We start from the raw sequence: 23,833 nt of genomic DNA, 5'->3' as shown, positions 1-23,833 counted from the left end.
GTTCTACGGTTTCAGCGAGTACGGGTCACCTTGCGAAGGTGTCTGGGCTGGTCCGGATTGCTTCCTCGGGCTTCGGCCAGTGCAGCGGCCATGCTGTAGAAGCTTTGAATGATCGACAGTGGCTGCAGATCCTCGTGGCCCGCATCCACCACCGGCAGGTGACTGGTGCTGCCATGATCGTCGGCGGCCAGCATGACCCGGGCCCCCATGCCCTCAAGGTCGTCGGCCAGTGCCAGTAGCCCTGTCTGTTCCGGCCCTTGAGGGGCAAAAATCATCACCGGGTAACCGGGCTCAATCAGCGCCATGGGGCCGTGGCGGACTTCGGCGCCACTGAAGGCTTCTGCCTGAATACCGCAGGTTTCCTTGAACTTCAGCGCTGCTTCCTGTGCAACAGCCAGGCCGCTGCCCCGGCCAATTACCAGCAGGCGGTCGGCCTGTTTCAGGGTGTCGATGGCCGGCTGCCAGTTCAGGGCTGCGGCCTCTTCCAGGCGAGCCGGAAGGGCTTCCAGTGCGTCAAGCAATGCGGCATTTTCGGCCCAGGCGCCGACCAGGTGCGATCCGGCGGCCAGCGTTGCCAGATAACTCTTGGTTGCCGCCACGCTTTCCTCCCTGCCGGCATGCAGGGGCAGGGTCTGGTCGCTGGCAGCGGCCAGCGGCGTGTTCTCGGCATTGATCAGAGCGAGTGTGCGGGCGCCACCCAGTGCCAGGGCGCGCTGGGTGGTGATCAGGTCCGGGCTTTCACCCGATTGTGAAAAGGCAATCGCCAGTTGATCCGTTACACGCCATGGGGCAGCGCGCTCGGTACTGAGGGATGGCGGCAGGGAGGCCACGGGACAGCCCAGATGTTTCATCGCCAGATAGCCGAAAAAGGCTGCCGCGTGATCAGAGCTGCCACGCGCCACCGTCAGAATGCTTCTGGGTGGGGCGGCGAGCAGCGTCTTTGCCAGGGCCGCGACACGGGCCTGGTTCTGATGCCACTGGGTACGGAGAACACTCGGTGCACTCAGGGCTTCATTCAGCATCAGGGACATGGGGCCTCCGGAATGATCAATTTATAAGCATGACCTTACAGAGGTCCGGCCTGGTAGTCACTCGAGATGGCCATGGTTGATAAATGGCGTCTGTGTGGTGCGCCCGGCTCATCGGGGGAATCAGCCAGCGTACAGGCCTTGAGCACGTCGTTAACGGTGTCGAGCTCTTCCGGCTTCATCCACGGCAACAGGTGCCAGTGGGTCGCGCTCACTCCAGGCAATCCGTTTTATTATCATCATGTCCACGAGGCTTGCTTTAGGGGCCTGACGTAATTTGCGGCGTTGCATGAGGGTTGCTCTCATGTCGTCCGGCACGTAAAGCGCTGGGATATGGGACTGCAAGTAGTGGGTGTATTCGCGTGCAGCGACCTCGCCGCCCCATACACCGTCTAGGCTTTCGACCTCTCCGGTCCCCCCACCAATCTGGTGTCTCATCCAGGAACTGGCCGAACAGCAGCTTCGGAGCCAGCTTCGCGGCGTACCCTTGCACCCGGCGTTCGGTAAGCCCCGTTCGATAGCTTGTCGGGCGCCTGTTCGTGTCAGCACGTTGGCGGGCAGTGCCAGTGCCAGTGCCAGTGCCAGTGCCAGTGCCAGGGCCAGGGCCAGGGCCAGGGCCTGTTTCTCGGCATCCGTTTCGGTGACCTTGAATGCGTTGGCCTTGCGAGCATCATGATCACAATGGGCTGGTGCACCCGGTAATGGATTCCCCCTGCCGCGTAATAAACATTGCTTCGAACTCCTCTGCCGGCAAGGGCTTGCCGAACAGGTATCCCTGAACCTCCGGGCAATGATGTTCTCGCAGAAAGTTGAACTGTGATTGCTCTTCAACACCTTCAGCAATGATATCGAGCCCGAAGCTCGTGCCGAGGTCGAGCATCGCCTTCACGACGGCGACGTCGGAGTTGCTGTGGGGAAGCCCCTCAACAAAGCTCTTGTCGATCTTGATCCGCGTTACCGGGTACTCCTTGAGGATGCTCAGGGAGGCATACCCCGTCCCATAATCATCCAGGGCCAGCTGGACGCCCAAAGCCTTCAGTTTCTTGAGTACGTCAAGCTTGGCACTGTCGTTTTTCAGGATGATGGTTTCGACCAGCTCAAGTTCCAGCGCTTCGGCAGGCAGTTTGAACGTATCCAGCGCTGAACGTATCACCGAAATAATGCGGGGCGTGGCCAGTTGCACATCAAACAGATTGATGCCGATACGAAGCTCGGGATGTATGGTTCGCCACCGAGCGGCCTGCTGGCATGCCGTATGGATGATCCAGTCGCCGACACTTTCTGCGCAGGGCTTGCGACCCAGCACCTCGATGAAGGACGCGGGCGTGAGTAGACCGCGCCTGGGGTGCCGCCACCGAATTAATGCTTCTACCCCGCACAGTCGTTTACTTTCCGTGGAGACTTGCGGTTGATAATAAAGCTCGAACTGGCTTTCTTCATATGCGCGGCGCAATTCTGCTGCAAATGCCTTTTGCTGCTGGATCGACTCATGCATGCCTGATTCGTACAGCATGACGTCGCCCTTGCCCGACCGCTTGACCTGATAAAGCGCCAGATCTGCTGCGGCAATCAGTTTGCTTGAGTCCTGACCATGATCCGGGCCGACGGCGATGCCAATGCTGACACCAATATGACATCGGTGGCGGGATACGTCATAGGGGGGCGAGAGCGCCTCATTCACATGCCGAGCCAGTTGCTGCGCTTTTTGCGCGTCCCGATCATTAATGACAACGATGAATTCGTCGCCGCCAAGGCGCGCGATACAATCTGCTTTCGGGCATGCGCTTCGAAGCCGGGTGGCAACCTGAAGCAGTAATTCATCACCGATTGCATGGCCGAACGTGTCGTTGACTTCCTTGAAGCCATCCAGATCCATGATCATGGCGATAACGCCGCTGCTGTTTTGAAGCAGATCATCCAGCTGAGCGGTGCAACTACTTCGATTGGCCAGTCCGGTCAAGGAGTCATGTGTTGCCATGTAGGTGAGCTGCTGTTCGCGCTCCTTGCGCTCCGTAATGTCCCGAATGATCACCACAATGCTTTTTCGATGGCTGTCCTTTGACGCCGATAGGGTCAGCTCTGCGGGGAAGTTGCTGCCATCTTCTCTCACGCAGGACGTCTCAAGTGAAAAGGAGCGGTAACTGCCCGGACCACTCACGGCTCGGATCAATATGGTCTGGAAATCGGTCAGTGCATCGTCATGTATCAGGTACGAGGCATGTTCACCGGCCAACCCGCCGAACATGGCCTGGGCGCCTTCGTTCAAATAGGTGATGCACCCACTGGTATCCAGAAACAGAATGGCATTGGGCAGGCTTCGAGCGATGTTATCGAGTTGCTGCTGGCTCATGCGCTTCATGTTTTCCAGTCGGCGCTTCTCCATGCGATCCATGACCATGATGGCCAGGTCGCGCATGTTCTTTCGATCATTATCGCTGAGCTGCCTCCCGGGAAGCTGATCGGCAATGCAGAGGGTACCTATCGTGACCCCCTCTGGTGAGGTCAGGGGGACACCGGCATAGAACCGAATATGAGGCGGGCCTGTCACCAGTGGGCTGTGCTTGAAACGCTCATCTTCAATAACATCAGGCGCGGTCAGGACATCGTTTTGCATGATGGTGTGCGCGCAAAAGGAGTCTTCTCGATCAACGCTGCAGATATCGAGGCCCGTTTGAGCCTTGAAGTGAAACCGATCATGATCGACCAGCGTAACCAGCGCGATAGGAACGTCGAACATGCGAGCCGCCATATTGACCAACCTATGGAAAAAGGTCTCCGGCTCGATACCGATCAGGTCATACTGCTGTAGTACGTCCAGTCGGCGATTTTCGTCATCGGGTATCGGGAAGGTCATGTCTGGTACAGGTTCCAGTGAGTCGTTATCGAATGCGCCGCAGCAAATCGTATTGCCTAAGCAAAAAGTGTAGCTGGCACTTATGATCTATCGGCACCCCTGCTTATGGTCTTGTATGGTTGATCGGGCCTTTTTTCAAAAACAGGGGCATGTTTACGTGGTACCACGTTTCTCACAGCGTATTCGCGTGCCGTATCCGTGTTCTCCAAGTGAGTCCTCGACTTCGGTCACCAGCCATTCTTCCCCATCGATCTCCGGTTTCCAGCCGCTGAGCATCATTGGCATTTCAGGCATGAGATCAGCGCGCCTTTGAGCCAGTGTCAGCTCGAACGTGGCGGTGCCCCGCCTCTGTCTTGGCGGCCTCGAGGGCGTCAGCCTCGGAGGCGTAGGTGGCGCGCAGATCCTTGAATTTTTCCCCTTTACTGGCGATGGCGGCCTTACGTGCTGCCGGCGGTATCGTTCCAGAATTCCCGTACGCCGGTAAAATTGTCACGATCGGTCTGGCTGTGACGGTGCTGGTCGCCATCGCGGCGGGTGAGGGCGGGCAGTGTGACGGACTGAACCTGCCCCTGATAGCTGTCGCCGTTGCCAAACAGGTTCAGGCCCTTGAGTTTTTTGGGGAGTGCCATGGATCAGTGTCTCCTTAGCCTGCGTTCACGCGCTCGGCGAAGTCGGCCAGATAGGTATCTGTGATGCGCTGCTGGAAGCCGAGATCTTCCAGCGGCGGTACCGGCGTGTAGTCGTAATCGATGCGGCAGCTTGCCGGCCTTGAGCGAGGTCTGGTCGTTGAGGTCCTCGTTCAGCCAGGCATTGCCGTCGACGATCAGGCCCAGGCCCTTGAGTTCGCCGAATTTGGCATTGATGCCCTCGATGATGTCGCGGGCCAGGCTGGCGTGCAGGGGCTTGTCGACCGCCCACATATGGGCCTCGGCGATGGTGTCGGCGAGGATCTGCGCGGTGCGGGTGTAGTTCTCGAACGCAAAAGGGCTGGTCGGCCCGGCGCAGGTGCGCGAGCCCCAGAACCGGAAGCCGTCGCGCTGGATCAGGGTGGTGACATCGGCGGCATTGAGGATGCCGGCGTCGGTGTTGGGGTTTTGCAGCGACCAGAACACATCGGCACTGATGCCGGTCACGCCGTTGACGGCAACGTTGGAGAGCGTCTTGTGCCAGCCGATCTGCTGATCAAGTTTGGCACGCAGGCCGAGGGCACAGGCCACGGCACTGATGGTCGTTGTTTCAGCGGCGGTGACGTCAAACGCCTCGAACTCGGGCCAGATAATCATCAGCTCGCGCGCGCCGAACTGATCGCGGTAGGCGGTCACGTCCGAGATGGTGGTGCAGTCGTGGGCGTAGCTGTAGACGAAGGCGCGCAGATCCTGGGCGATACTGACCAGTGCGGTGGTGACGGCCTGATTATCCAGCCCGGGCACACCGAGGATGCGGGGCGTGACGCCAAGCGAGGCGCTGGCCGAGAGCAGCGCCTGTGCGCCGCAGCGTGCCTTGGGTACCGGCCTTGCCGATGGCCGTGGTGGTATTGATCGAGTGCCATGGGCTGTCCTGATCGTGAAAAAGGTCAGGCTCATGGTGTGGCGCGGGGTTCAGATTGGCGAGCGGCGGGCGTTGTAAAGGTGCGTTCCACAATAATGGGTAAAAAGAATGTCTTTTCTGAAATGGCTTTTCCGGCGAGAGAAAGAATCTTCCTATGCGTCTAGGAGGCGCCATGCCAGTGAAATAGATACGACCCCGGATATACCTCAGGCGTTCGGATATAAGACGTCCTGGTTTGCCATTAAAAGCGACCAGTCAAAGAAAGTTGCCGATCTATTTGAGATACAAAATCAGAAACCTTCCAACTGGGCGTCTGGGTTGAGTTGTTCGTTCCAAAACAAGATATTTGTTTCTCCACCTATCAATGGCTGGATTTTCGTTGTAAGCCAGAGCTTGCCATTCATTGGAGATCCGTTGATCCCGACGGCTGAAGACATGATTCAGCGCTATTCCCATATAGCTGATAATTTTGAGAATGTTCAGTTCTTTGGATCCCACCGTGTCGTTGATGCAGCAGTCTATGCCTGGGCTGTCAATGGCAAATGGCAACGTATCTTTAGCATCAGTGAGGGAGAGGTGCATTCAAATTATGGTTTGTATTCCGAGCCAGAGCGGCAGCTTAATATTTTGAATTTATCAGAACTTTCATGCCGTGCCGCTACTGACCGGATTACAAAAGCATTTGAGGAATATGAAGAAAGTGAGTCGCTGATAAATGACATGCCGATAGTAGTTGAAGAGACTTATATACTTGAACTGGCAGGTTTACTCAGCATTAACCCCATAAAGCTTGATAAAACCCATGAGCCGCTTGGTGTAGGTATCATCGGTGAACAACCTGCATGGATGACTGAATAGATGTTAATGGGCCGTTTTAGTTAAAAAATTGAGCTGATCGATACATGGCCGCGCCACTTCCATGAAGTCGGCATCATCACTGACGTCGCGAATTGCGGCTTTACTGGCCAGCCGGATGCGGCGCACGGCCTGTAGTAATTCCTCGGCACGTGCGGCGGCCTCGGCGATCTGCTCGGCGGCCTTATTCGGCGTGATGCCCTGAGCGTCGGCCCAGTCCTGAATCGCGAGCGGCACAGGGGCATCGTCGCTGTCTCGCGTTCGCCATTGCTCGAGTGCGGACTGCACCAGCCGGTATTCGGCATCCAGATATTGCCCGGTCGAGCGATCGGCGGCGCGTGCCCTGTCGGCCGCGGCGTCGATGGCATCCAGTGCATTTTGGCGCTGCCGGGTTATGGAAAAGTCCAGGGCTATAGCGTTGGGGATACCCTTCTCGTCTGGTGTGATCTGTAGCCCCCTGGCCTGAGCCGCGATCAACTCATCGCGCTTTTCGGTAGCTATGCTTATGGCGTCCCTGGGGATGTTCGGATGCGTATCGCGATAAAAGCACCCGGTTGACGCGGCGTAGTAGTAGGTCATCAACTCATTCCTCCAAATGCCAGATAGGTAATCGACGTCAACGCAAAGGGATTATCACCACTACCGGCACGTCCAAAGGCACGAAACTGACCAATGTTGACGACCTCGCAGGCCACACTGTTGGCCCCGTTGCCTCGATCAATCACGAAGACATAGTCGAAACTGGTGTCGAATGCTTCCGGTAATGTGAAGACGAAGCCGTTGCTTCCTGCTGTCTCCGGTATTTGAAAACGGCCGAGCTTGATCTGAAAGGTTTTGAGCTTTCCGTTTTTCCGATAGGGAAAATCAACCGCTCTTCCAGACACGCTCATCGATGTCACCGCCTGCAGCATCGCCAGCATATCGCTGACATTTGATAACCCCACCTGTTCGGCCATCCCGGTTACGAGGGCGATCTGATCCGCCGTGTGTGCTGCCCTGGCACTGGCATGGCTGTCCAGGCCATCATCGACGCCATGCCTACGCTGGGGTCGATCTTGAGCGTCACGGCACTGGTGTCGGTGACTTCCATCACAAAGCGGATGGTCTGGGTTCGGGCGCTGCCTTCACTCAGTTGCGGCTTGTAGGTCTCGGGGTAGTTGCCGTAGGCGATCAGGTTGCCGTCGGTGTCATACAGGCCGACCTCTCGGATCGTCCAGCCACCCACGTCCGGTGGCAGTACCTGCTCGATCACGGTCCAGTTCGGATTGTTCGGGTCGGTGGTGGTCTGGTTGATCGGACCGCGCCGCACCTCATTGACCAGGCGCGTGACCGAGGCGTCGGGCGACGGCAGCGTGCCGCCCCCGTCACCGATGGCAAGCTCGGCAATGGTCAACGGCTCACCGTAGGCGATGGCGTTGGCCAGCAGCCCCTGACCGGCGGTCGTCAGCAGTGTGAAAAACTGGCTCATGGCGTCTCACTCATGGGGTAGATCGTGGTGGTGTCGAACGCCTCAAGCAGGGCCGCGTGATAGAGCGGCCCACGCGAGACGATGAACTCGGGGGAATACGGATAGACGGTGGTGGTATCGCCATCGTGCACGACCGCACCAACGTAGAGTGGCCCCCGTGTCTCGCCGAGCAGATCGAGGCCGGTGATGTGGCGGGTCAGCGGTTTGGCGTCACTGATCAGCCGGGTCAGCTCGGTGTACATGGCATCAGTGATGCCCTGGTTGAGTACGCCGATGCGCAGGGTAAATGTGCCCGGCTCGCCTTCGGGCGACTGCTGCCACCATTCCTCGATGTCCAGCAGGTAACCCAGCGGCTCGACGACCCGGCGCAAGGCCGAGATCGTGCCCTTGCGGGAGTGGACGTAAAACGCGGCTTTCACCACGCCGCGCCTGGTGGCCTCGCTCCAGGTGGTGTCCCAGCGGTCGACCGACAATGCCCAGGCCAGATAGGGCAGCAGGGGCAGCGGACAGTCTTCGGGACTCATGAGCGTGCGCAGCGGGACCGGCACGCGCTCAAGGTCGGTGAGCGCCTCAGCGGCGAGGCGCTCCAGCTCGGTGCTATTGGGCGGCAGTAGCCTACTCATTACTGCCCCCGAGGGTCAGGGTGATGCCGGTACAGTGCGAGGCCTGGCTGTCATCAAGCACCACGTCAGTCGTCGGGCTTTGCAGCTCGACGCGCTGAACGCCCTCAACGTGCAGGGCGGCGTACACGGCAGATAACCGGATATCGCGCCCAAGCCGGCGCTGTTCGGCCACATAGGCGTCAGCCCTGGCGCGTGAGGTGGCAAGGATCGGCTCCTGTTCGGGGCCGGGGTAGAGATAGAGCGTGGCGTCAATCGCATAGTCCACGATGGTGGCTGACTGGACGGTGAGCCGATCACCGACCGGGCGCACGTCCTCGGCAGACAGGGCGGTATAGACAATATCGAGCAGCTCGCCTGAGGCCTCGCCGGTACCGAGCTGTGACAGCACGGTGACGACAGCCACGCAGGGGCTGGGGCTCACGGCGGTCGCGTCGGCCACTCGCCCATCGGCGCTTAACGCATGGAACACATAGGCCCCGGTCGGACCGGCCACGCTCAGCCCTTCGAACGCGCGCTGGGCGCGCAGCCGCAGGCGAGTATTACTTTCATACGTCGGTGGTACCGGCGGCACGGCGTCGGGATCGCCGGGCGAGATCATCAGGCGCTCGACGTTAACGTTCGCGGCCTGTTGATCAAGGTCGGCATCATTGGCAAATGCCAGCATGGTGGCGCGGGCGGCCTCGTTGATGCGTTGGCGCAGCACCACTTCCCGGTAGGCGTTTTCCTGGAGCAGCTTGTTGAGCGGTTCGGATTCCAGTGCCAGCCGAGTAGCGATGTCGGCGCGCTGATCTTCCGGATAGAGCGCGACCAGGCGCGCCTTGCGCTCGGCGAGGATGGCCTCGAAATCGATTACCTCGACGACATTGGGCGCGGGCAGTTGGGAGAGATCAATCGGGCTGCTCACGTGTCACCTCGCAGGGGCACGGTCAGGTCGATGGGCTCATTGGTATCGACGCGCCGCCCGGTAATGGCCAGCAGCAGCCGGCCGGGGCGGTCAGGATCGACCACGCGCTGTATCTGGGTGATGCGCAGCCGCGGCTCCCACTTCATGAGTGCCACCACCGTGGCCGAGTACGCCCGCAATGCGGTGGCACCGTTCAGCGGCTGGTCAATGAGGTCCGGCAGCAGGCTGCCGTACTCGCGGCGCATCACCCGCGCGCCGATGGGCGTGGTGAGAATGTCACCGACGCTCTGACGAATATGCTCGTCGCCGGATAGCGGCGCGCCGGTGGTGCGATTCATGCCGCTCATGCCGGTGGCTCCGTTTTGCTGCTGCCGCGCCATCGGGCAGACGTAAGCGGGTCAGGTTCGGGTCATCGCTCAAAGCTGGATGGGCGTTGCTGTTCACGGCGCACAACACTACCGCACCGCGAAGCTCACCGCTGGGCGAGAGCAGCACGACCTGTTCTCCCAGGGTCGGTGGATTCCAGCTTCGCGTCGCGCCGGCTCGGGCCTCCAGCTAAGGCACCCAATCGGTCAGCAGTTCACCGCATTGGACCCGCACGCACACGTCGGCGTGATCGACCTCGGCCACGGTACCGAGACGGATCAGGTTCTGCAGGAGGCGGGCGAGTTCGACGGGGTGCATTCACGCTCCGGGCGGTTAAAGAGAATGCGGTTATCGTCGAGGGACTGAGCGATGAGTGCGAGCGGTGGGCGTTGTAAAGGCGCAGGTTACAGCGCCGTCTTGTCTGGTCGATATCCGGATGAATTATTTACGTTAAGGCGCCCCGATGAGTGATGAACTGATAACGCTCTATCGAAAGATCCTGCTTGAGACAGACTTCTCCCCTTTGGAAGAAGAAAAAGCCAATTACTCTGGCGTGTTTCTGCCAGTGCCTGGTCCGGCTTTTGGGCAATCCGGATTTAAGCTGATGGTGGTCGGCCAGGAAACGCGCGGATGGAATGGGTCTCTCGAAAAGCTACTAAGCGCGCAGTTGAACAATACTCTCGATGAGTATCTTGGCGGCACCGCTGAGAACTACCTGGCGCAGTTGAATGTGCCTATCAATAGTGTCTTTCTTCGATTTCTAAAAACCACCGAAAAGCGACTTAATATGGCGCCCATGGAAATCTTTTGGGCCAACCTGCTCGCGTGTTCCTACCGTAAAAAATCGCCCCGGGGGCGCCCGAAAAAAGAATACGAAGCACTGCGTAAGCTTTCGAGCGAGTTGCTGTCCGCACAAATCAAACTCATTAATCCTGATGCCATTCTTTTTCTGACGGGCCCTGGTCATGACAAAACCATTAAGGCGATGGGAATGGAGCACTTCAATGGGCATAAACGTTCCTGGGTTAAAGAAAAGCGGCGGCTCTGGTTTTTCGAACTAGGCAGCATTCCGTGTTGCCGTACGACACACCCATGCCACTTTGCTGGCAAGGCCTCTCGAATTGAGGCTGTCGATGCCATTGCCAACTTCAAACAGAACCCTGCTATCCCAATGTATACGCCGTCTGAAACACTACTTGTCGGATAAGTGATCAAGCAGCGAGTCGCGCTGCAGGGCGATCCGATCGGCGCGCTCTATTGCGGCGTTACCGCGCTCCCACAACAACCAGCCACCGCCGAGGGCGACAGCCACACCGAGGACGTAAACGCTCAGGCGGGTCATCGTTCGACCCCGATCAGGCACAGCTCACGCTCGGCCGCCCGTGTTTGCTCAGCATTCAGACGTTTGAGCAGGGTGGATTGCTGAAAGACACCCGTCACCGACGTTGAAGGTGAACGATGCCAGCGCTGCCCGGCGCGTTGGGGTAGCGTCTGGTTGATGTCCGGTGCCAGGCTTGCACTGATGGCATCAAAGGCTTGGCCCAGATCCCCCTTGAGCAACTCGGTGCATTCTTCGGTACTACGTGCCTGATGAAGGGTGATCGTCGTACTGGTATGGCCGGTGCAGATGGTGTCGAGGTGATCAATGATGCCAATGGCGAGCTGGTCAATTTGTATCGAGTGGTCAAGCACCGTCTAGAAGGTTTTCTGCGTCGTTTCAAGTGGGCACTGGTCAGCCGGCAGGACTTTCTGGACCTCAAGCAGACGCCGCCGGAAACGCTGACGGATATCCAGCGAGCAGCGCGCTTCTTTTACCTGCAGAAAAATGCATTTGGCGGCCGGTCGGATAATCCTTCCTTTGGAACATCGGCGGTATGCAGGCCACGACTCAATCTGTTGCGAATCGAAGAAGACCTGAGCGAAGCGCATTTGCGACTCAGCCGGACGTTGATCGAGCAACTGCCTTGGGAAGATTGCTTTCGGAGATACGATCGCGATGAAACGCTGATTTATCTCGATCCCCCGTACTGGGGGGGGGGGGCGGCTGGATATGGCATCGAGTTTGGATTTGATCAATATGCCTTGATGGGACGACTGGCCCACGAAGCCAAGGGATAGGTGGTGATCAGCGTCAACGATATCCCCGGAATGCACGAAGCATTCGACGGGCTAATCATCCAACGCACCCAGCTTCGCTACTCGGCTGGGCAGCACCGCACTGAAGTTCGCGGTGAGCTGATCATCACCAATCTGTAGATACTCTGATCTCATCACAAGCCACATTCGTGGTGGCTTTTTTTGCTTGGTCGGTTGGTTTATCCACACCCTGTTTCGTCGGTCAGCACCGTTCGCGCGCCGTCGACTCCCCGCCTCGCTCGCGCGTTAAATGGGTCGGTTTTATTGCATGCGCCCCTGCAGGTGGTTTGAGATAATGCCAGTACTGGGGCGGCGTAAGGGGTTTGACAGGTTGGATTCCCTTGTGATTCCTTGCGTTTTAGAATGAGCGGTGCGGGTCCTGGTTGCGTGGCCAATACGCCTGCATAAAAGAAGGGGCAAGGAAGTTCTATGGAACTATTTGGAACCTGGAAGTTGTCCATAAAAAAAACCGCCACCCGGTATGATCCGTAAGTGGCGGTTTTTCAATATTCTGTGGTCGGAATAGCAGGATTCGAACCTACGACCTCTGCCTCCCGAAGGCAGCGCTCTACCAAGCTGAGCTATATTCCGATTCGGCTGCAAGGTGATTCTGTTCGTCAGCCGCTGCGCATTTTACGCCTTGAAATAAAAAATGCAACCCCTTGTCATGAGGTGCGTTCTACCGCCTGGTGGGCCAGCAGGGCAAGGCTGTCCCGGTAGGGCGAGGGTGACAGGTGCTCGAGTTCTTCCAGGGCCAGGGCAACACATTTGTTGGCCTGCTCGCGGGTATAGTCCAGTGCGCCGCAGCGCTGAACAATCCCGACCACTTCATCCAGATGGGTCAGGCCACCTTCCCGGATGGCCTCACGTACCAGCTGGGCATCCGCTTCGGGAGCTACCCTCATGGCATGGATCAGCGGCAGGGTGGGCTTGCCTTCGGCCAGATCATCCCCGACGTTCTTGCCCATGGCGTCAGCGTTGCCTTCGTAATCCAGCAGGTCATCGATCAGCTGGAAAGCCATGCCAAGGTGACGACCGTAGAGTTTCAGGGCTTCTGCCTGTCGGGCGGTGGCCCCTGCCAGTACGGCACCGGTGTGGGAGGCCGCTTCAAACAGCATGGCGGTCTTGCCCTGAATGGTGTCGTAGTAGGCCTGCTCGTCGATATCGGCGTTACCGATATTGGTCAGCTGCAGGACTTCGCCTTCAGCAATGGTCGACGTGGCGGCAGAAAGAATTGCCATGATCTCCATTGATCCCACGTCCACCATCATCTGGAAGGAGCGGGAATAGAGAAAGTCACCCACCAGTACCGACGGTGCATTACCCCAGGTATCGTTGGCAGTGGCCTTGCCTCGGCGGAGACTTGACTCATCGACCACGTCATCATGCAGAAGAGTGGAGGTGTGCATGAATTCAATCAGGGCGGCGAGCAGAATGTGGCGGTCACCGTCGTAATTCAGGGCGCGGGCGGCCAGTAATACAAGCAGCGGCCGCAGGCGCTTTCCACCGCTTTCAACAATGTAGTGCCCGATGGTTTGAACAAGAGGAACGCGGGAGGCGAGCTGTTGCTGGATGCTGCGATCTACGGCGGCGAAGTCCTCGGCCACCGGGGCATGGGTCGGCAAAGCGTTTGGCTGCATGACTCGGCTTGTCATCAAGGGTGGGGCCGCTAACGGGCCATAGGTTGCCGGTATGCTAGGCATGGACCCCCCCGGCGTCAAGGCAAAGGCCTCTCCGGGCAGATAACTCAGCTTTTCTGTTGTGTCAAGGTGCTTGTCGAGTGTATAATCCGCGCCCGACTCATCACTGCTCCCTGTTAGATGGCTGCCGGAAGGGGCGCCACTTGACGCAGGTCGATGAAAGAAGCGATTCCCGGATGAGTGTAAAGGAGAGTGACATGTACGCGATTATCAAAAGCGGCGGCAAGCAGTACCGTGTAAAGGAAGGCCAGCGCATCAAGCTCGAGAAGCTTGAAGTGGCAACCGGTGACAGCCTTGAGTTCGATCAGGTGCTGATGATCGGCGGCGATGACGTTCAGATCGGTGCGCCGCTGCTTGAAGGCGCCAAGGTCAGCGCTGAAGTGGTTTCCCACGGCCGTGGTGACAAGGTCACCATCATCAAGTTCCGTCGCCGGAAGCACCACATGAAGCGTCAGGGCCACCGCCAGTGGTATACTGAAGTCAAGATTACCGGCATCTCTGCGTAAGCAGGGTTGTTCAACCTTTTATAGGAGGCTGTTCTCATGGCACATAAGAAGGCGGCGGGTAGTACTCGCAACGGTCGCGATTCCGAGTCCAAACGTCTGGGTGTGAAACTGTTCGGTGGCCAGGCAGCAACTGCCGGCAGCATCATCGTTCGTCAGCGTGGTACACGCTTTCATGCCGGCACTGGTGTAGGTATCGGCAAGGATCATACCCTGTTTGCTCTTTCTGACGGTCACGTCAAGTTCGAGACCAAGGGACCGAAAAACCGCAAGTTCGTCAGCATTGAATCTGCCTGATTTCGTTGATGACGCTTATTGAAGAAGCCCCGCTCAGGCGGGGCTTTTTTGTAGTATGGCGAAAAACACGCCGGGAGTAATGACATGCAGTTTGTCGATGAGGCCTCGATCACGGTAGAGGCGGGCAAGGGGGGCAATGGCTGCCTGAGTTTCCGCCGGGAAAAGTACGTGCCCAAGGGCGGGCCCGACGGTGGTGACGGAGGCCATGGCGGCAGTGTCATCCTGGTGGGTGATGAGTCGCTCAATACGCTGATCGATTTCAAGTTCCAGCGCTTTTACAAGGCCGAAAATGGTCAGCCGGGCCAGGGCCGCCAGATGAGTGGCCGTCAGGGGGGCGATCTGGAGGTCAAGGTGCCGATCGGTACCACGATCATTGATGTTGAAACGCTGGAAATCATCGGTGATATCACCGAGGAAGGTCAGCAGCTCAAGGTGGCTCAGGGTGGGCGCCGTGGGCTGGGGAACATGCACTTCAAGTCGTCAACCAACCGGGCGCCGCGACGCACCGTGCCGGGCACCGAAGGGGATCGTCGCGAGCTGCGGCTCGAGCTCAAGCTGATGGCGGATGTAGGGCTGCTGGGCATGCCGAATGCGGGCAAGTCCACCCTGATTCGCTCGGTGTCGGCGGCACGTCCCAAGGTGGCGGATTACCCGTTTACTACCCTGGTGCCGAACCTGGGTGTAGTAAAGCTGGGTGCCCATGAGCACTTTGTCATGGCCGATGTGCCTGGGTTGATCGAGGGGGCCTCCGAGGGTGCCGGCCTGGGGCTTCGGTTCCTCAAGCACCTGACGCGGACACGCCTGCTGCTTCATGTGGTCGATGTGGCGCCTTACGATGAATCCGACCCGGTCGATATCATTGATATCATCGCCGGTGAGCTGCAGTTGTTCTCGCCGGCACTGGCTGAGCGACCGCGCTGGCTGGTGCTCAACAAGTGCGAGATGCTGCCCCCGGATGAGCGTCGTGCAATCATTGATGATGTGCTGGCCCGGCTGGAATGGGATGGCCCGGTCTTTGAGGTTTCTGCCATCAGTGGCGAAGGGACCGATGCACTGGTTCAGTCCGTGCATCGCTGGCTGGTCGAACAGCGCCAGCTGGAATCCGAGAGCAAGGAAGCCTTCGAACTCGAGCAGAACATGCGTCGCCGCATGGAGGCCGAGGAAGTCGCTCGTGCAGAGGAGCGCATGACGCGCAGTAAAAACCGCCGCGCGGCGGAAAAGGCTGCTGCCGATGATGACGACGACTTTGACGACAACGATTACGATGTCGACGTGGAATACGTGCCCTGACGTGGAGAGTCGGTAATGAGTGAGGCGGGTTCGGAACGCGATGCGCTGACACGCGTTCAGCATGTGGTGGTCAAGATCGGTAGCGCGCTTCTGACCAATAATGGTCAGGGACTGGACGAGGCATCCATTGGCCAGTGGGTGGATCAGATGGCCATGCTGCGTTACCGCGGCGTCAAGGTGACGCTGGTTTCCTCTGGAGCGGTTGCAGCGGGCATTGCTCGTCTTGGCCTTCCGGGGCGCCCAAGTTCGCTTGGTGCGCTGCAGGCGGCGGCTGCCATCGGCCAGACCCGGCTGGTGGAGTGCTATGAAGTGCACTTCGAGCGCCATGACTGCCAGACTGCCCAGATTCTGCTGACCCATGCCGACCTGTCCAATCGCCGTCGCTATCTGAATGCGCGTTCGGCGATTACGGCGCTGCACGAGTTTGATGTGGTGCCCATCATCAATGAAAACGACACGGTGGTTACCGACGAGATCCGGTTTGGTGATAACGATACGCTGGCCGCACTGGTGACTAACCTGCTCGAAGCCGATGCGCTCGTTATCCTGACCGATCAGGAGGGCGTCTTTGATGCCGATCCTCGCATCGAGCCGCACGCGACCCTGATTACGGAAGGCGAGGCGGATGATCCAGCCATTGCCGCCGTGGCTGGTGGTAGTGGTGTGCTGGGGCGCGGAGGCATGGCAACCAAGATTCGGGCAGCCAGGCTGGCTGCCCGTTCCGGTGCCCAGACCGTGATCGCCAGTGGCCATCAGCCGGATGTGCTGACACGTCTGTTGAAGGGGGAGGTGCTGGGCACGCTGCTTAAACCGCATTTTGCCCCGATCGCGGCGCGCAAGCGCTGGCTGGCCGGTCAACTCAAGAGCCAGGGGACACTGGTGATTGATGATGGTGCCGTCGCTGTTCTGAGCGACAAGGGGTCAAGCCTGCTGCCGGTCGGCGTAAGTGACGTTCAGGGGCAGTTTCGGCGAGGTGATCTGGTGGTTTGTGTTGACCAGGCTGGCAGGCGCATCGCAAAGGGGCTGGTCAACTATGATGCCGATGATGCCCGCCGTATCATTGGTTTGTCTTCAGCCCGGGTCGAGTCCGTACTGGGCATTGTGGAAGCCAATGAGATGATTCACCGCAATAACCTGGTGCTGCTGGATGGTGCCGGGCAGTAAGGGGTGGTTTGAGGGCATGCAATGGCTGTCTGCGGGCTTTCATTGTGACGATGCGAGTGCTAAGCTTGTCCATCCTCTCAGACACAGCCCGTTGATCATTTATTGACCAATGGCAGGAAGTCGCCACTGCAGACGCAGTCAGGTGGCTTTTATTTCGAACACCGACTGTCGCGTCGAGCACCGACTGTCGAGATCTCCAAGGAGTAGACGGTGGCTAACACCAAGCAAGCACGTAAACGCGCACGCCAGGCTGAACAGCGCCGGCAGCACAATGCCAGCCAGCGTTCCATGGTTCGTACCCATGTGAAACGCGTCATCAAGGCGATCCAGGCCGGCGATCACGCTCAGGCGATGACCGAATTCAATCAGGCACAGCCGGTCATCGACCGCATTGCCGACAAGGATTCGTTCTCCAAGAAGAAGGCTGCTCGTATCAAGAGCCGTCTGAACAAGCGGATCAAGGCACTGGCTGCTTAAGCCGGAGCTGCGCGCGATCAGAAAAACCGGCTCAGGCCGGTTTTTTTGTGTCCGACAGGTGCGTTCAGGGAAACCTTCAAGGCCGTTCTTATCAAAGCAAGGGTGTTTGGGCAGAGGCGAGCAGGATGAGCAAATCGGCAGGGTTGCTGAGATCGGGCATGGTTGTCGGCAGTATGACCATGTTATCGCGGGTGCTGGGTCTGGTAAGGGATGTCACCATTGCGGCGCTGTTCGGGGCCGGAGGGGGTGCTGATGCCTTTTTCATTGCGTTTCGAATTCCCAATTTCCTGCGACGGCTGTTTGCCGAGGGAGCCTTCAATCAGGCGTTTGTGCCGGTGCTTTCCGAGTACGCTACCACGCGTAGCCGAGAGGAAACGCGGTCGTTGTTGAACGCTACTGCCGGTAGCCTTGGGCTTGTGCTGCTGGCCATTACCGTGGTTGCCATTGTGGCCGCGCCCTGGCTGGTCTGGGTGTTTGCACCGGGCTTCAAGGACGACGGTCATGGCAAGCTGGCGATGACTGCAGATATGCTGCGGCTGACCTTTCCCTATCTGATGTTGATTTCACTGACGGCCTTTTCCGGCAGCATACTCAACAGCTGGAATCGGTTTGCCGTGCCTGCCTTTACGCCGGTATTGCTGAACATCAGCATGATCGGGGCTGCGTTCCTGCTGTCTCCGCATCTGTCAGTGCCCATCATGGCGCTGGCCTGGGGCGTATTGATTGCAGGCATCGCGCAGTTGATGTTCCAGGTTCCTTTTCTACTGCGGCTCGGGCTGCTGCCCGTGCCCAAACCCGATTTTCGCCATCCTGGGGTGCGTCGTGTGCTGCGTCTGATGGGGCCGGCGTTGTTCGGGGTGTCGGTCTCGCAGATCAATCTGCTGCTTGATACCGTTCTGGCGTCACTGCTGGCGGCGGGTAGCGTGTCCTGGCTTTATTATTCGGACCGCCTGGTTGAGCTGCCTCTGGGGGTCTTTGGCATTGCCATTGCCACGGTAATTCTTCCGGCCCTGTCGCGTCAGCATGCCTCCCGGGACCCCGAGCATTTTTCAAAAATGCTGGACTGGGGCCTGCGCGCAGTCTTGCTGATCGGTCTGCCGGCAACGCTTGCCCTTCTGTTGCTGGCTGAGCCGTTGTTGATTGCCTTGTTTCATTATGGGGCGATGACGGACCACGATGTGGTGATGGCTGCACGCAGTCTGCGTGCCTATTCACTGGGGCTGCTGGCCTTCATGTTGATCAAGGTGCTGGCGCCAGGCTTTTATGCGCGCCAGGACACCAAGACGCCGGTGAAAATCGGGGTGGTCGCGATGATTGCCAACATGGTGTTCAATCTGGCGCTCATCATGCCGCTGGCCCATGCCGGATTGGCACTGGCCACGGCCATGTCCGCCTATCTGAACGCCTTTTTACTTGGGCGGGGCCTTACTCGACGCGGCGTGCTGAATTTTCAGCCAGGCTGGGGGCGGTTCGCTTTGCAGCTGGCCGCCGGGTGTGCGGTCATGACAGCCGTACTGCTGTGGGCCACGCCTGACTGGGCGCAGTGGCTTGACTGGTCTGCGCCGATTCGAGTGGCGGCAATTGTCGCCCTGGTGGTGCTGGGGTGCGGAGTGTATCTGGCACTTCTGGCCCTTATGGGAGTTCGAGTGCACCATTTCCGGCTCAATGGGTAGGGGCAGGGCTGATAGGCCTGCTTCCCTTCGTTATAATCAACTGCCACGCCCAATGGAATTGCAACGCGCATGGAACTGATCAGAGGTTTGCACACGCTGGCGCCACACCACCGAGGTTGTGTGGCTACAATCGGCAACTTCGATGGTGTTCATCTCGGGCATCAGGCGATCCTTGAGCAACTGCGACAGGAGGCTCGGCGTCTCGACCTGCCGGTAACGGTCGTGATCTTCGAGCCACAGCCGCGGGAGTTCTTTGCCGGTGACCAGGCGCCTCCGCGTCTGATGCGGATGAAGGAAAAGGTTCGTCTGCTGCACCATTACGGCGCTGATCGGGTATTGTGTCTGCCATTCAATCGCCGTCTTCGCGAACTGTCTGCCCATGACTTCATTCGCCGAGTACTGGTGGACGGTCTCGGTGTTCGTCACCTGGTGGTAGGGGATGATTTCCGCTTCGGATGTGACCGGGCCGGTGACTTTGCGTTGTTGCAACGTGAAGGTGAGGACTGCGGGTTTCGGGTCGAGCATACGCGAACCTTCATGATGGATAATGATCGCGTTTCCAGCACCCGAATACGAACCATGCTGGCGTCGGGTAATTTCAGGCAGGCTGCGCGCCTGCTGGGGCGGCCCTATCGGTTTCGTGGTCGGGTGATCAGGGACCGCCAGCTCGGACGGACGATCGGTATTCCAACGGCCAATCTGCCGCTGCTGCCGGGGCCCATGGTATTGCGGGGTGTCTATGCCGTATTGACGCGGCTCGATGATGGTCAGGTAGTGAATGGGGTGGCCAATGTGGGCTGGCGCCCGACCGTGGGCGCCGAGCGCCCCGTGCTTGAAGTCCATCTCTTTGATGTTTCGCCGTCGCTTTATGGACGAATCATTACGGTAGTGCCCTGCGCCCGGCTGCGTGGCGAGGAAAAATTCGACAGCATTGATGCCATGATGCGCTGCATACAGCGTGATATCAGCATGGCTCGCACCTTTTTTGCAGCACAGGCCTCCCGGCCTTCGTTGGACGATGACGCGGCATGTGTGCCCGCGTCATCGGTTTCGATTTCGGACCCCGTGGCGTGCCTGCCACTGGCGTCGGCGCCTCTGGCGTATTCGTCCACAGATCAAGATGATGGCTGACTTTCTGCTATGACCGATTATAAAGATACTCTCAATCTGCCCCATACCGACTTCCCGATGCGCGGGAACCTGCCGGCGCAGGAGCCCCAGCGCATTGCGGGCTGGCAGGAGATGGGGCTGTACCAGCAGCTGCGTGAGCGTGGCCAGAACCGGCCCCGGTTCGTCCTGCATGATGGCCCTCCCTATGCCAACGGCAGCATTCACATTGGTCATGCGGTCAACAAGATCCTCAAGGATGTGATCGTCAAGTCGAAGACCATCGATGGCTATGATGCGCCCTATGTGCCGGGCTGGGATTGCCATGGTCTGCCGATCGAGCACAAGGTGGAAACCGATATCGGTCGGGCCGGAGTCAAGGTCGGCTATCGTGAGTTTCGTCAGGCCTGCCGTGACTACGCCGCGCGTCAGGTGGAAGGGCAGAAGGAAGACTTTATTCGGCTGGGCGTGGTGGGTGACTGGGATAATCCCTACCTCACCATGAACAAGCAGACCGAAGCAAACATCGTGCGTGCGCTGGGCCGCATTTCCGACAACGGTCACCTGATCAAGGGCTATAAGCCGGTGTACTGGAGCGTAGTCGGTCAGAGCGCGCTGGCAGAAGCTGAAATCGAGTATCAGGACAAGACCTCCACGGCGCTGGATGTTCGTTTCCGCCTCGTGGATCAGGCCGCTGCGCTGGCAGCCTTTGGCGATGTCGAGGGTGAAGGCCAGGTGTCGATCGTCATCTGGACCACCACTCCCTGGACGCTGCCGTCCAACCAGGCTGTCGCTCTGGCAGCTGCTCTTGAATATGCACTGGTCAGTCTTGATCTCGGCAAGGGCATTGAGCGTGTAGTGGTTGCCGCCGATATGGTCGAGAGTGTCATGCAGCGCTGGGGTATCGAGGAGTATCAGGTGCTGGGCCACGCCAATGGGCGAGCCCTGGAAAACATGATGCTTGATCACCCGCTTTACGACCGGCATGTGCCGGTCATCATGGGCGATCATGTCACTACGGATGCAGGTACCGGGGCGGTACATACTGCGCCCGATCACGGTATGGAAGATTTCGTGGCCGGCCGTGATTACGGTATCGGTACCCTGAATCTGGTACAGGCCGATGGTACGTATGCACAGGCCGCCGGCGAGTTCGCCGGCGTTCATGTCTACAAGGCCGATGAACCGGTCTGTGAGGCATTGACTCGTAAAGGGACACTGGTCAAGCGTGAATCGTTTGAACACAGTTATCCGCATTGCTGGCGCACCAAGACGCCGCTGATTTTCCGGGCCACGCCGCAGTGGTTCATCTCGATGGAAAAGGAAGGACTGCTCGACAAGGCCTTTGCTGCGGTCAAGGGCGTGGACTGGACGCCGTCCTGGGGGCAGAGCCGTATGGAAGGCATGCTGTCTTCCAGCCCGGACTGGTGCGTATCACGTCAACGGACCTGGGGCGTGCCAATCACCCTGTTCATTCACAAGGATACTGGTGAACTTCATCCGAACATGTCCGCGCTGATCGAAACGGTAGCCCAGCGTATCGAGCAGGATGGCATGGATATCTGGTTTGAACTGGATGCGGCCGAACTGATCGGTGCTGACGCAGCTCATTACGACAAGGTGACCGACACCCTGGATGTGTGGTTCGATTCCGGTGTGACGCATTACAGCGTACTGGCTCAGCGTGATGATCTGGCCTTCCCGGCCGACCTTTACCTCGAGGGGTCGGATCAGCATCGTGGCTGGTTCCAGTCTTCACTCAAGACCTCGATCGCCATCAATGACTGCGCACCTTACAAGGCTGTTCTGACACACGGATTTACCGTTGATGCTGCCGGTCGCAAGATGTCGAAATCACTGGGTAACGTCGTGGCACCGCAGCAGGTCATGAACCGTCTGGGTGCCGATATCCTGCGGTTGTGGGTCGCTTCTACCGATTACTCCGGTGAAATGACGGTGTCCGATGAAATCCTGAAGCGGACAGCCGATACCTATCGTCGTATCCGGAATACATCACGGTTCCTGCTGGCCAACCTTACGGGCTTTGATCCATCAGTGCATCAGGTTGCCTTCGAGGACATGATTGCACTGGATCGCTGGGTAGTTGATCGTGCGGCTCAGCTTCAGGAGCGCATTCAGACGGCTTATACCGAGTACCGCTTCCTGGATGTCTGCCAGCAGGTGCATACGTTCTGCTCTCGCGAGCTGGGCGGCTTTTATCTGGATGTGATCAAGGATCGTCAGTACACCAGTCAGGCAGATTCCCTCGCGCGACGTAGCTGCCAGACAGCGCTTTATCACGTGATCGAGGCCATGGTGCGCTGGGTGGCACCCATCCTGTCGTTCACGGCCGAAGAGATCAATGAGCATATTCCGGGCGACCGGGAGACCAGTGTCTTCTTCACCACCTGGTATGACGGTCTGAGCACACTGCCGGCCGACGATGACATGGGACGTGAGTTCTGGCAGCAGGTACTGGAGGTGAAGCATGCCGTCAATCGCCAGCTGGAAGGTGCGCGCAAGGAAGGGGTCATCAAGGGCTCTCTGGACGCGCAGCTGACGCTGTATGTCGATGATCATCTTCAGGCGACGCTGAGTCGGCTGGGTGAGGAGCTTCGATTTGTCCTGATTACCTCCGAGGTCACACTTCATCCCCTGAGTGAAGGCGGTGAGGCGCAGGCATCCGAACTGGAAGGCCTTCGTGTCGTGGTGGAAGCCAGCCCATACGAGAAGTGTGCCCGCAGCTGGGAGCGTCGCCCGGACGTCGGTACTCACCCCGAGCATCCGACACTGAGCGAGCGCTCGATCCTCAATCTGCCTGATGGCCCGGGTGAGGTGCGTTACTATGCCTGATTCGACCCCGGCCGCCGACAGGGCACCGGCCATGCATCGTCCGCTGCGCTGGCTACTGCTGGCGCTGGTGGTTGTGGTGCTGGACCTGGGGACCAAGCTGCTGGTCACCCAGACCCTTGCCTATGGGCGTCCCGTTGAAGTACTGCCGGTCTTCAACCTGATGCTGCTGCATAATACCGGCGCCGCCTTCAGCTTTCTGGCTGACCATGATGGCTGGCAACGCTGGCTGTTTGCAGCCATCGCGACCGGTGCCGTAACCGGGCTTGTCATCTGGCTGAAGCGGCTGCGGCGAGGGGAGGTCATGATGGCGGCGTCCCTGGCACTGATCATGGGCGGAGCGGTAGGCAATCTCTACGACCGTGTCGTGCTGGGCTATGTGGTGGATTTTTTGTCCTTTCACTGGGACAACTGGTATTTCCCGGCCTTCAATCTGGCTGACACGGCCATTTGCCTGGGCGCTGCAGGCATGATTCTTGATGCCTTGTTCGGCGCGAAGAACACACCAAAGGTATCCAGTGAGGCTCCTCATGAGTAATTACACGATTGGCGAAGGGATGCAGATGACACTGCACTTCTCGCTGGCGCTTGAAGATGGCACCGAAGTCGATACGACGCGTGGCAAGACACCGGCAACCTGCGTGTTTGGTGACGGTAACCTGCCGCCCGGGTTCGAACGGCCGCTCAAGGGCATGAGTACCGGTGAATCAGGTCAGTTCACTGTCCTGCCGGAATACGCCTTTGGTCAGTACAACCCGCAGAATGTGCAGCGTCTCAAGCGAGAGGATTTCGATAACGAAATCGAGCTGGAGGAAGGGCTGGTGGTCTCGTTTGCCGACCCGGCAGGCGGTGGCGAACTTCCGGGCGTAATCAAGACGCTGGACGGAGACATGATCGAGGTCGATTTCAACCACCCGCTGGCCGGCCGCACCCTGACATTTGATGTCGATGTGCTGGATGTTACGCCCGCCACCACGCATTAACGAGGAC

Annotated in this window: 30 protein-coding genes and 1 tRNA gene; 13 read left to right on the top strand and 18 right to left on the bottom strand. The window is 58.7% G+C overall.

Annotated elements, in window-relative coordinates; translation table 11 throughout:
* Positions 1 to 11: 11 nt before the first annotated feature.
* The 7 genes from OQ287_RS14745 to OQ287_RS14720 form a co-directional block, all read right to left on the bottom strand.
* Entirely contained in the window at positions 12 to 1,031 is a 1,020-nt protein-coding gene (locus tag OQ287_RS14745) for an SIS domain-containing protein (RefSeq protein ID WP_265896938.1), read from the bottom strand.
* A 35-nt stretch (positions 1,032 to 1,066) separates the two neighbouring features.
* Positions 1,067 to 1,243, bottom strand: a complete 177-nt coding sequence (locus tag OQ287_RS14740; RefSeq protein WP_265896937.1) for a hypothetical protein — start codon at positions 1,241 to 1,243, stop codon at positions 1,067 to 1,069.
* Entirely contained in the window at positions 1,182 to 1,466 is a 285-nt protein-coding gene (locus OQ287_RS15380; RefSeq protein WP_407658269.1) for a type IV toxin-antitoxin system AbiEi family antitoxin, read from the bottom strand. Before OQ287_RS15380 ends, OQ287_RS14740 begins: the two co-directional genes overlap by 62 nt.
* Before the next feature lie 238 nt (positions 1,467 to 1,704).
* Positions 1,705 to 3,882 (bottom strand): sensor domain-containing phosphodiesterase, encoded by a 2,178-nt coding sequence (locus tag OQ287_RS14735; RefSeq protein WP_265896936.1) that lies wholly within the window; start codon positions 3,880 to 3,882, stop codon positions 1,705 to 1,707.
* Positions 3,883 to 4,035: 153 nt separating this feature from the next.
* On the bottom strand, positions 4,036 to 4,176 hold the full coding sequence (locus OQ287_RS14730) for a hypothetical protein (protein WP_265896935.1): 141 nt from the start codon (positions 4,174 to 4,176) through the stop codon (positions 4,036 to 4,038).
* Between the two features lie 143 nt (positions 4,177 to 4,319).
* Complete coding sequence (locus OQ287_RS15375; RefSeq protein WP_265896934.1) at positions 4,320 to 4,511, bottom strand: phage major tail tube protein; 192 nt, start codon at positions 4,509 to 4,511, stop codon at positions 4,320 to 4,322.
* A gap of 3 nt (positions 4,512 to 4,514) precedes the next feature.
* Positions 4,515 to 5,465, bottom strand: coding sequence for a phage tail sheath subtilisin-like domain-containing protein (locus tag OQ287_RS14720; protein WP_456152074.1), 951 nt, complete (start codon positions 5,463 to 5,465; stop codon positions 4,515 to 4,517).
* 73 nt (positions 5,466 to 5,538) lie between these two features.
* On the opposite strand from OQ287_RS14720, the gene OQ287_RS14715 reads away from it, so the two are divergent.
* Positions 5,539 to 6,288, top strand: coding sequence for a hypothetical protein (locus OQ287_RS14715; protein WP_265896933.1), 750 nt, complete (start codon positions 5,539 to 5,541; stop codon positions 6,286 to 6,288).
* 3 nt (positions 6,289 to 6,291) lie between these two features.
* On the opposite strand, the gene OQ287_RS14710 is transcribed toward OQ287_RS14715, so the two are convergent.
* From OQ287_RS14710 to OQ287_RS14680, 8 genes are read right to left on the bottom strand one after another with little or no spacing between them, the layout of a single operon-like run.
* Positions 6,292 to 6,864 carry a hypothetical protein gene (locus OQ287_RS14710; protein WP_265896932.1) on the bottom strand — a complete coding sequence of 191 codons (573 nt, stop codon included), beginning with the start codon at positions 6,862 to 6,864 and terminating at the stop codon, positions 6,292 to 6,294.
* Entirely contained in the window at positions 6,864 to 7,241 is a 378-nt protein-coding gene (locus tag OQ287_RS14705) for a hypothetical protein (protein WP_265896931.1), read from the bottom strand. Before OQ287_RS14705 ends, OQ287_RS14710 begins: the two co-directional genes overlap by 1 nt.
* Before the next feature lie 5 nt (positions 7,242 to 7,246).
* Entirely contained in the window at positions 7,247 to 7,753 is a 507-nt protein-coding gene (locus OQ287_RS14700) for a phage tail protein (RefSeq protein WP_265896929.1), read from the bottom strand.
* The gene (locus OQ287_RS14695) at positions 7,750 to 8,376 is read right to left on the bottom strand and encodes a phage tail protein I (protein WP_265896927.1); all 627 of its coding nucleotides are present in this window, start codon (positions 8,374 to 8,376) and stop codon (positions 7,750 to 7,752) included. Before OQ287_RS14695 ends, OQ287_RS14700 begins: the two co-directional genes overlap by 4 nt.
* Positions 8,369 to 9,280 carry a baseplate J/gp47 family protein gene (locus OQ287_RS14690; protein WP_265896926.1) on the bottom strand — a complete coding sequence of 304 codons (912 nt, stop codon included), beginning with the start codon at positions 9,278 to 9,280 and terminating at the stop codon, positions 8,369 to 8,371. Before OQ287_RS14690 ends, OQ287_RS14695 begins: the two co-directional genes overlap by 8 nt.
* On the bottom strand, positions 9,277 to 9,627 hold the full coding sequence (locus OQ287_RS14685) for a GPW/gp25 family protein (RefSeq protein ID WP_265896925.1): 351 nt from the start codon (positions 9,625 to 9,627) through the stop codon (positions 9,277 to 9,279). Before OQ287_RS14685 ends, OQ287_RS14690 begins: the two co-directional genes overlap by 4 nt.
* A complete protein-coding gene (locus OQ287_RS15370) occupies positions 9,557 to 9,835 on the bottom strand; it encodes a phage baseplate assembly protein V (protein ID WP_407658270.1) in 279 nt (92 codons plus the stop codon). Before OQ287_RS15370 ends, OQ287_RS14685 begins: the two co-directional genes overlap by 71 nt.
* The gene (locus OQ287_RS14680) at positions 9,836 to 9,964 is read right to left on the bottom strand and encodes a hypothetical protein (RefSeq protein ID WP_265896924.1); all 129 of its coding nucleotides are present in this window, start codon (positions 9,962 to 9,964) and stop codon (positions 9,836 to 9,838) included.
* 145 nt (positions 9,965 to 10,109) lie between these two features.
* Here OQ287_RS14680 and OQ287_RS14675 point away from each other — a divergent pair, with 145 nt between their 5' ends.
* Positions 10,110 to 10,853 (top strand): hypothetical protein, encoded by a 744-nt coding sequence (locus tag OQ287_RS14675; RefSeq protein WP_265896923.1) that lies wholly within the window; start codon positions 10,110 to 10,112, stop codon positions 10,851 to 10,853.
* A gap of 131 nt (positions 10,854 to 10,984) precedes the next feature.
* Here OQ287_RS14675 and OQ287_RS14670 read toward each other — a convergent pair whose 3' ends face one another.
* Positions 10,985 to 11,248, bottom strand: a complete 264-nt coding sequence (locus OQ287_RS14670) for a lysozyme family protein (RefSeq protein ID WP_265896967.1) — start codon at positions 11,246 to 11,248, stop codon at positions 10,985 to 10,987.
* On the opposite strand from OQ287_RS14670, the gene OQ287_RS14665 reads away from it, so the two are divergent.
* A complete protein-coding gene (locus tag OQ287_RS14665) occupies positions 11,183 to 11,764 on the top strand; it encodes a DNA adenine methylase (protein WP_265896922.1) in 582 nt (193 codons plus the stop codon). The two genes, OQ287_RS14670 and OQ287_RS14665, sit on opposite strands and share 66 nt — an antisense overlap.
* A gap of 532 nt (positions 11,765 to 12,296) precedes the next feature.
* Here the strand turns inward: OQ287_RS14665 and OQ287_RS14660 are convergent.
* Both OQ287_RS14660 and OQ287_RS14655 read right to left on the bottom strand, forming a co-directional pair.
* Positions 12,297 to 12,373, bottom strand: a tRNA-Pro gene (locus OQ287_RS14660).
* 74 nt (positions 12,374 to 12,447) lie between these two features.
* Complete coding sequence (locus tag OQ287_RS14655) at positions 12,448 to 13,422, bottom strand: polyprenyl synthetase family protein (protein WP_265896921.1); 975 nt, start codon at positions 13,420 to 13,422, stop codon at positions 12,448 to 12,450.
* A gap of 257 nt (positions 13,423 to 13,679) precedes the next feature.
* On the opposite strand from OQ287_RS14655, the gene rplU reads away from it, so the two are divergent.
* The 10 genes from rplU to OQ287_RS14605 all read left to right on the top strand — a co-directional run bounded on the left by rplU (position 13,680) and on the right by OQ287_RS14605 (position 23,826).
* The gene (gene rplU, locus OQ287_RS14650) at positions 13,680 to 13,988 is read left to right on the top strand and encodes a 50S ribosomal protein L21 (RefSeq protein WP_250939759.1); all 309 of its coding nucleotides are present in this window, start codon (positions 13,680 to 13,682) and stop codon (positions 13,986 to 13,988) included.
* 36 nt (positions 13,989 to 14,024) lie between these two features.
* Positions 14,025 to 14,282 (top strand): 50S ribosomal protein L27, encoded by a 258-nt coding sequence (gene rpmA / locus OQ287_RS14645; RefSeq protein WP_250939761.1) that lies wholly within the window; start codon positions 14,025 to 14,027, stop codon positions 14,280 to 14,282.
* An 84-nt stretch (positions 14,283 to 14,366) separates the two neighbouring features.
* On the top strand, positions 14,367 to 15,572 hold the full coding sequence (gene cgtA / locus OQ287_RS14640; RefSeq protein ID WP_265896920.1) for an Obg family GTPase CgtA: 1,206 nt from the start codon (positions 14,367 to 14,369) through the stop codon (positions 15,570 to 15,572).
* A 15-nt stretch (positions 15,573 to 15,587) separates the two neighbouring features.
* A complete protein-coding gene (gene proB, locus OQ287_RS14635) occupies positions 15,588 to 16,736 on the top strand; it encodes a glutamate 5-kinase (protein ID WP_250939765.1) in 1,149 nt (382 codons plus the stop codon).
* A 210-nt stretch (positions 16,737 to 16,946) separates the two neighbouring features.
* Entirely contained in the window at positions 16,947 to 17,213 is a 267-nt protein-coding gene (rpsT, locus tag OQ287_RS14630) for a 30S ribosomal protein S20 (protein WP_250939767.1), read from the top strand.
* Positions 17,214 to 17,338: 125 nt separating this feature from the next.
* Positions 17,339 to 18,886, top strand: a complete 1,548-nt coding sequence (murJ, locus tag OQ287_RS14625; RefSeq protein WP_265896919.1) for a murein biosynthesis integral membrane protein MurJ — start codon at positions 17,339 to 17,341, stop codon at positions 18,884 to 18,886.
* Positions 18,887 to 18,955: 69 nt separating this feature from the next.
* On the top strand, positions 18,956 to 20,017 hold the full coding sequence (ribF, locus tag OQ287_RS14620; protein WP_265896917.1) for a bifunctional riboflavin kinase/FAD synthetase: 1,062 nt from the start codon (positions 18,956 to 18,958) through the stop codon (positions 20,015 to 20,017).
* Between the two features lie 9 nt (positions 20,018 to 20,026).
* Positions 20,027 to 22,846: an isoleucine--tRNA ligase gene (ileS, locus tag OQ287_RS14615; RefSeq protein WP_265896916.1), complete on the top strand. Its 2,820-nt coding sequence runs from the start codon at positions 20,027 to 20,029 to the stop codon at positions 22,844 to 22,846.
* A complete protein-coding gene (gene lspA, locus OQ287_RS14610) occupies positions 22,839 to 23,381 on the top strand; it encodes a signal peptidase II (RefSeq protein ID WP_265896915.1) in 543 nt (180 codons plus the stop codon). Before ileS ends, lspA begins: the two co-directional genes overlap by 8 nt.
* Positions 23,374 to 23,826, top strand: coding sequence for an FKBP-type peptidyl-prolyl cis-trans isomerase (locus tag OQ287_RS14605; protein ID WP_250939779.1), 453 nt, complete (start codon positions 23,374 to 23,376; stop codon positions 23,824 to 23,826). Before lspA ends, OQ287_RS14605 begins: the two co-directional genes overlap by 8 nt.
* Positions 23,827 to 23,833: the final 7 nt, after the last annotated feature.

Source organism: Larsenimonas rhizosphaerae, from assembly GCF_026240105.1.
GTDB lineage: Bacteria > Pseudomonadota > Gammaproteobacteria > Pseudomonadales > Halomonadaceae > Larsenimonas > Larsenimonas rhizosphaerae.
Note: the sequence above shows the minus strand (reverse complement) of the source record. Positions and strands in the feature narration are given on the sequence as shown.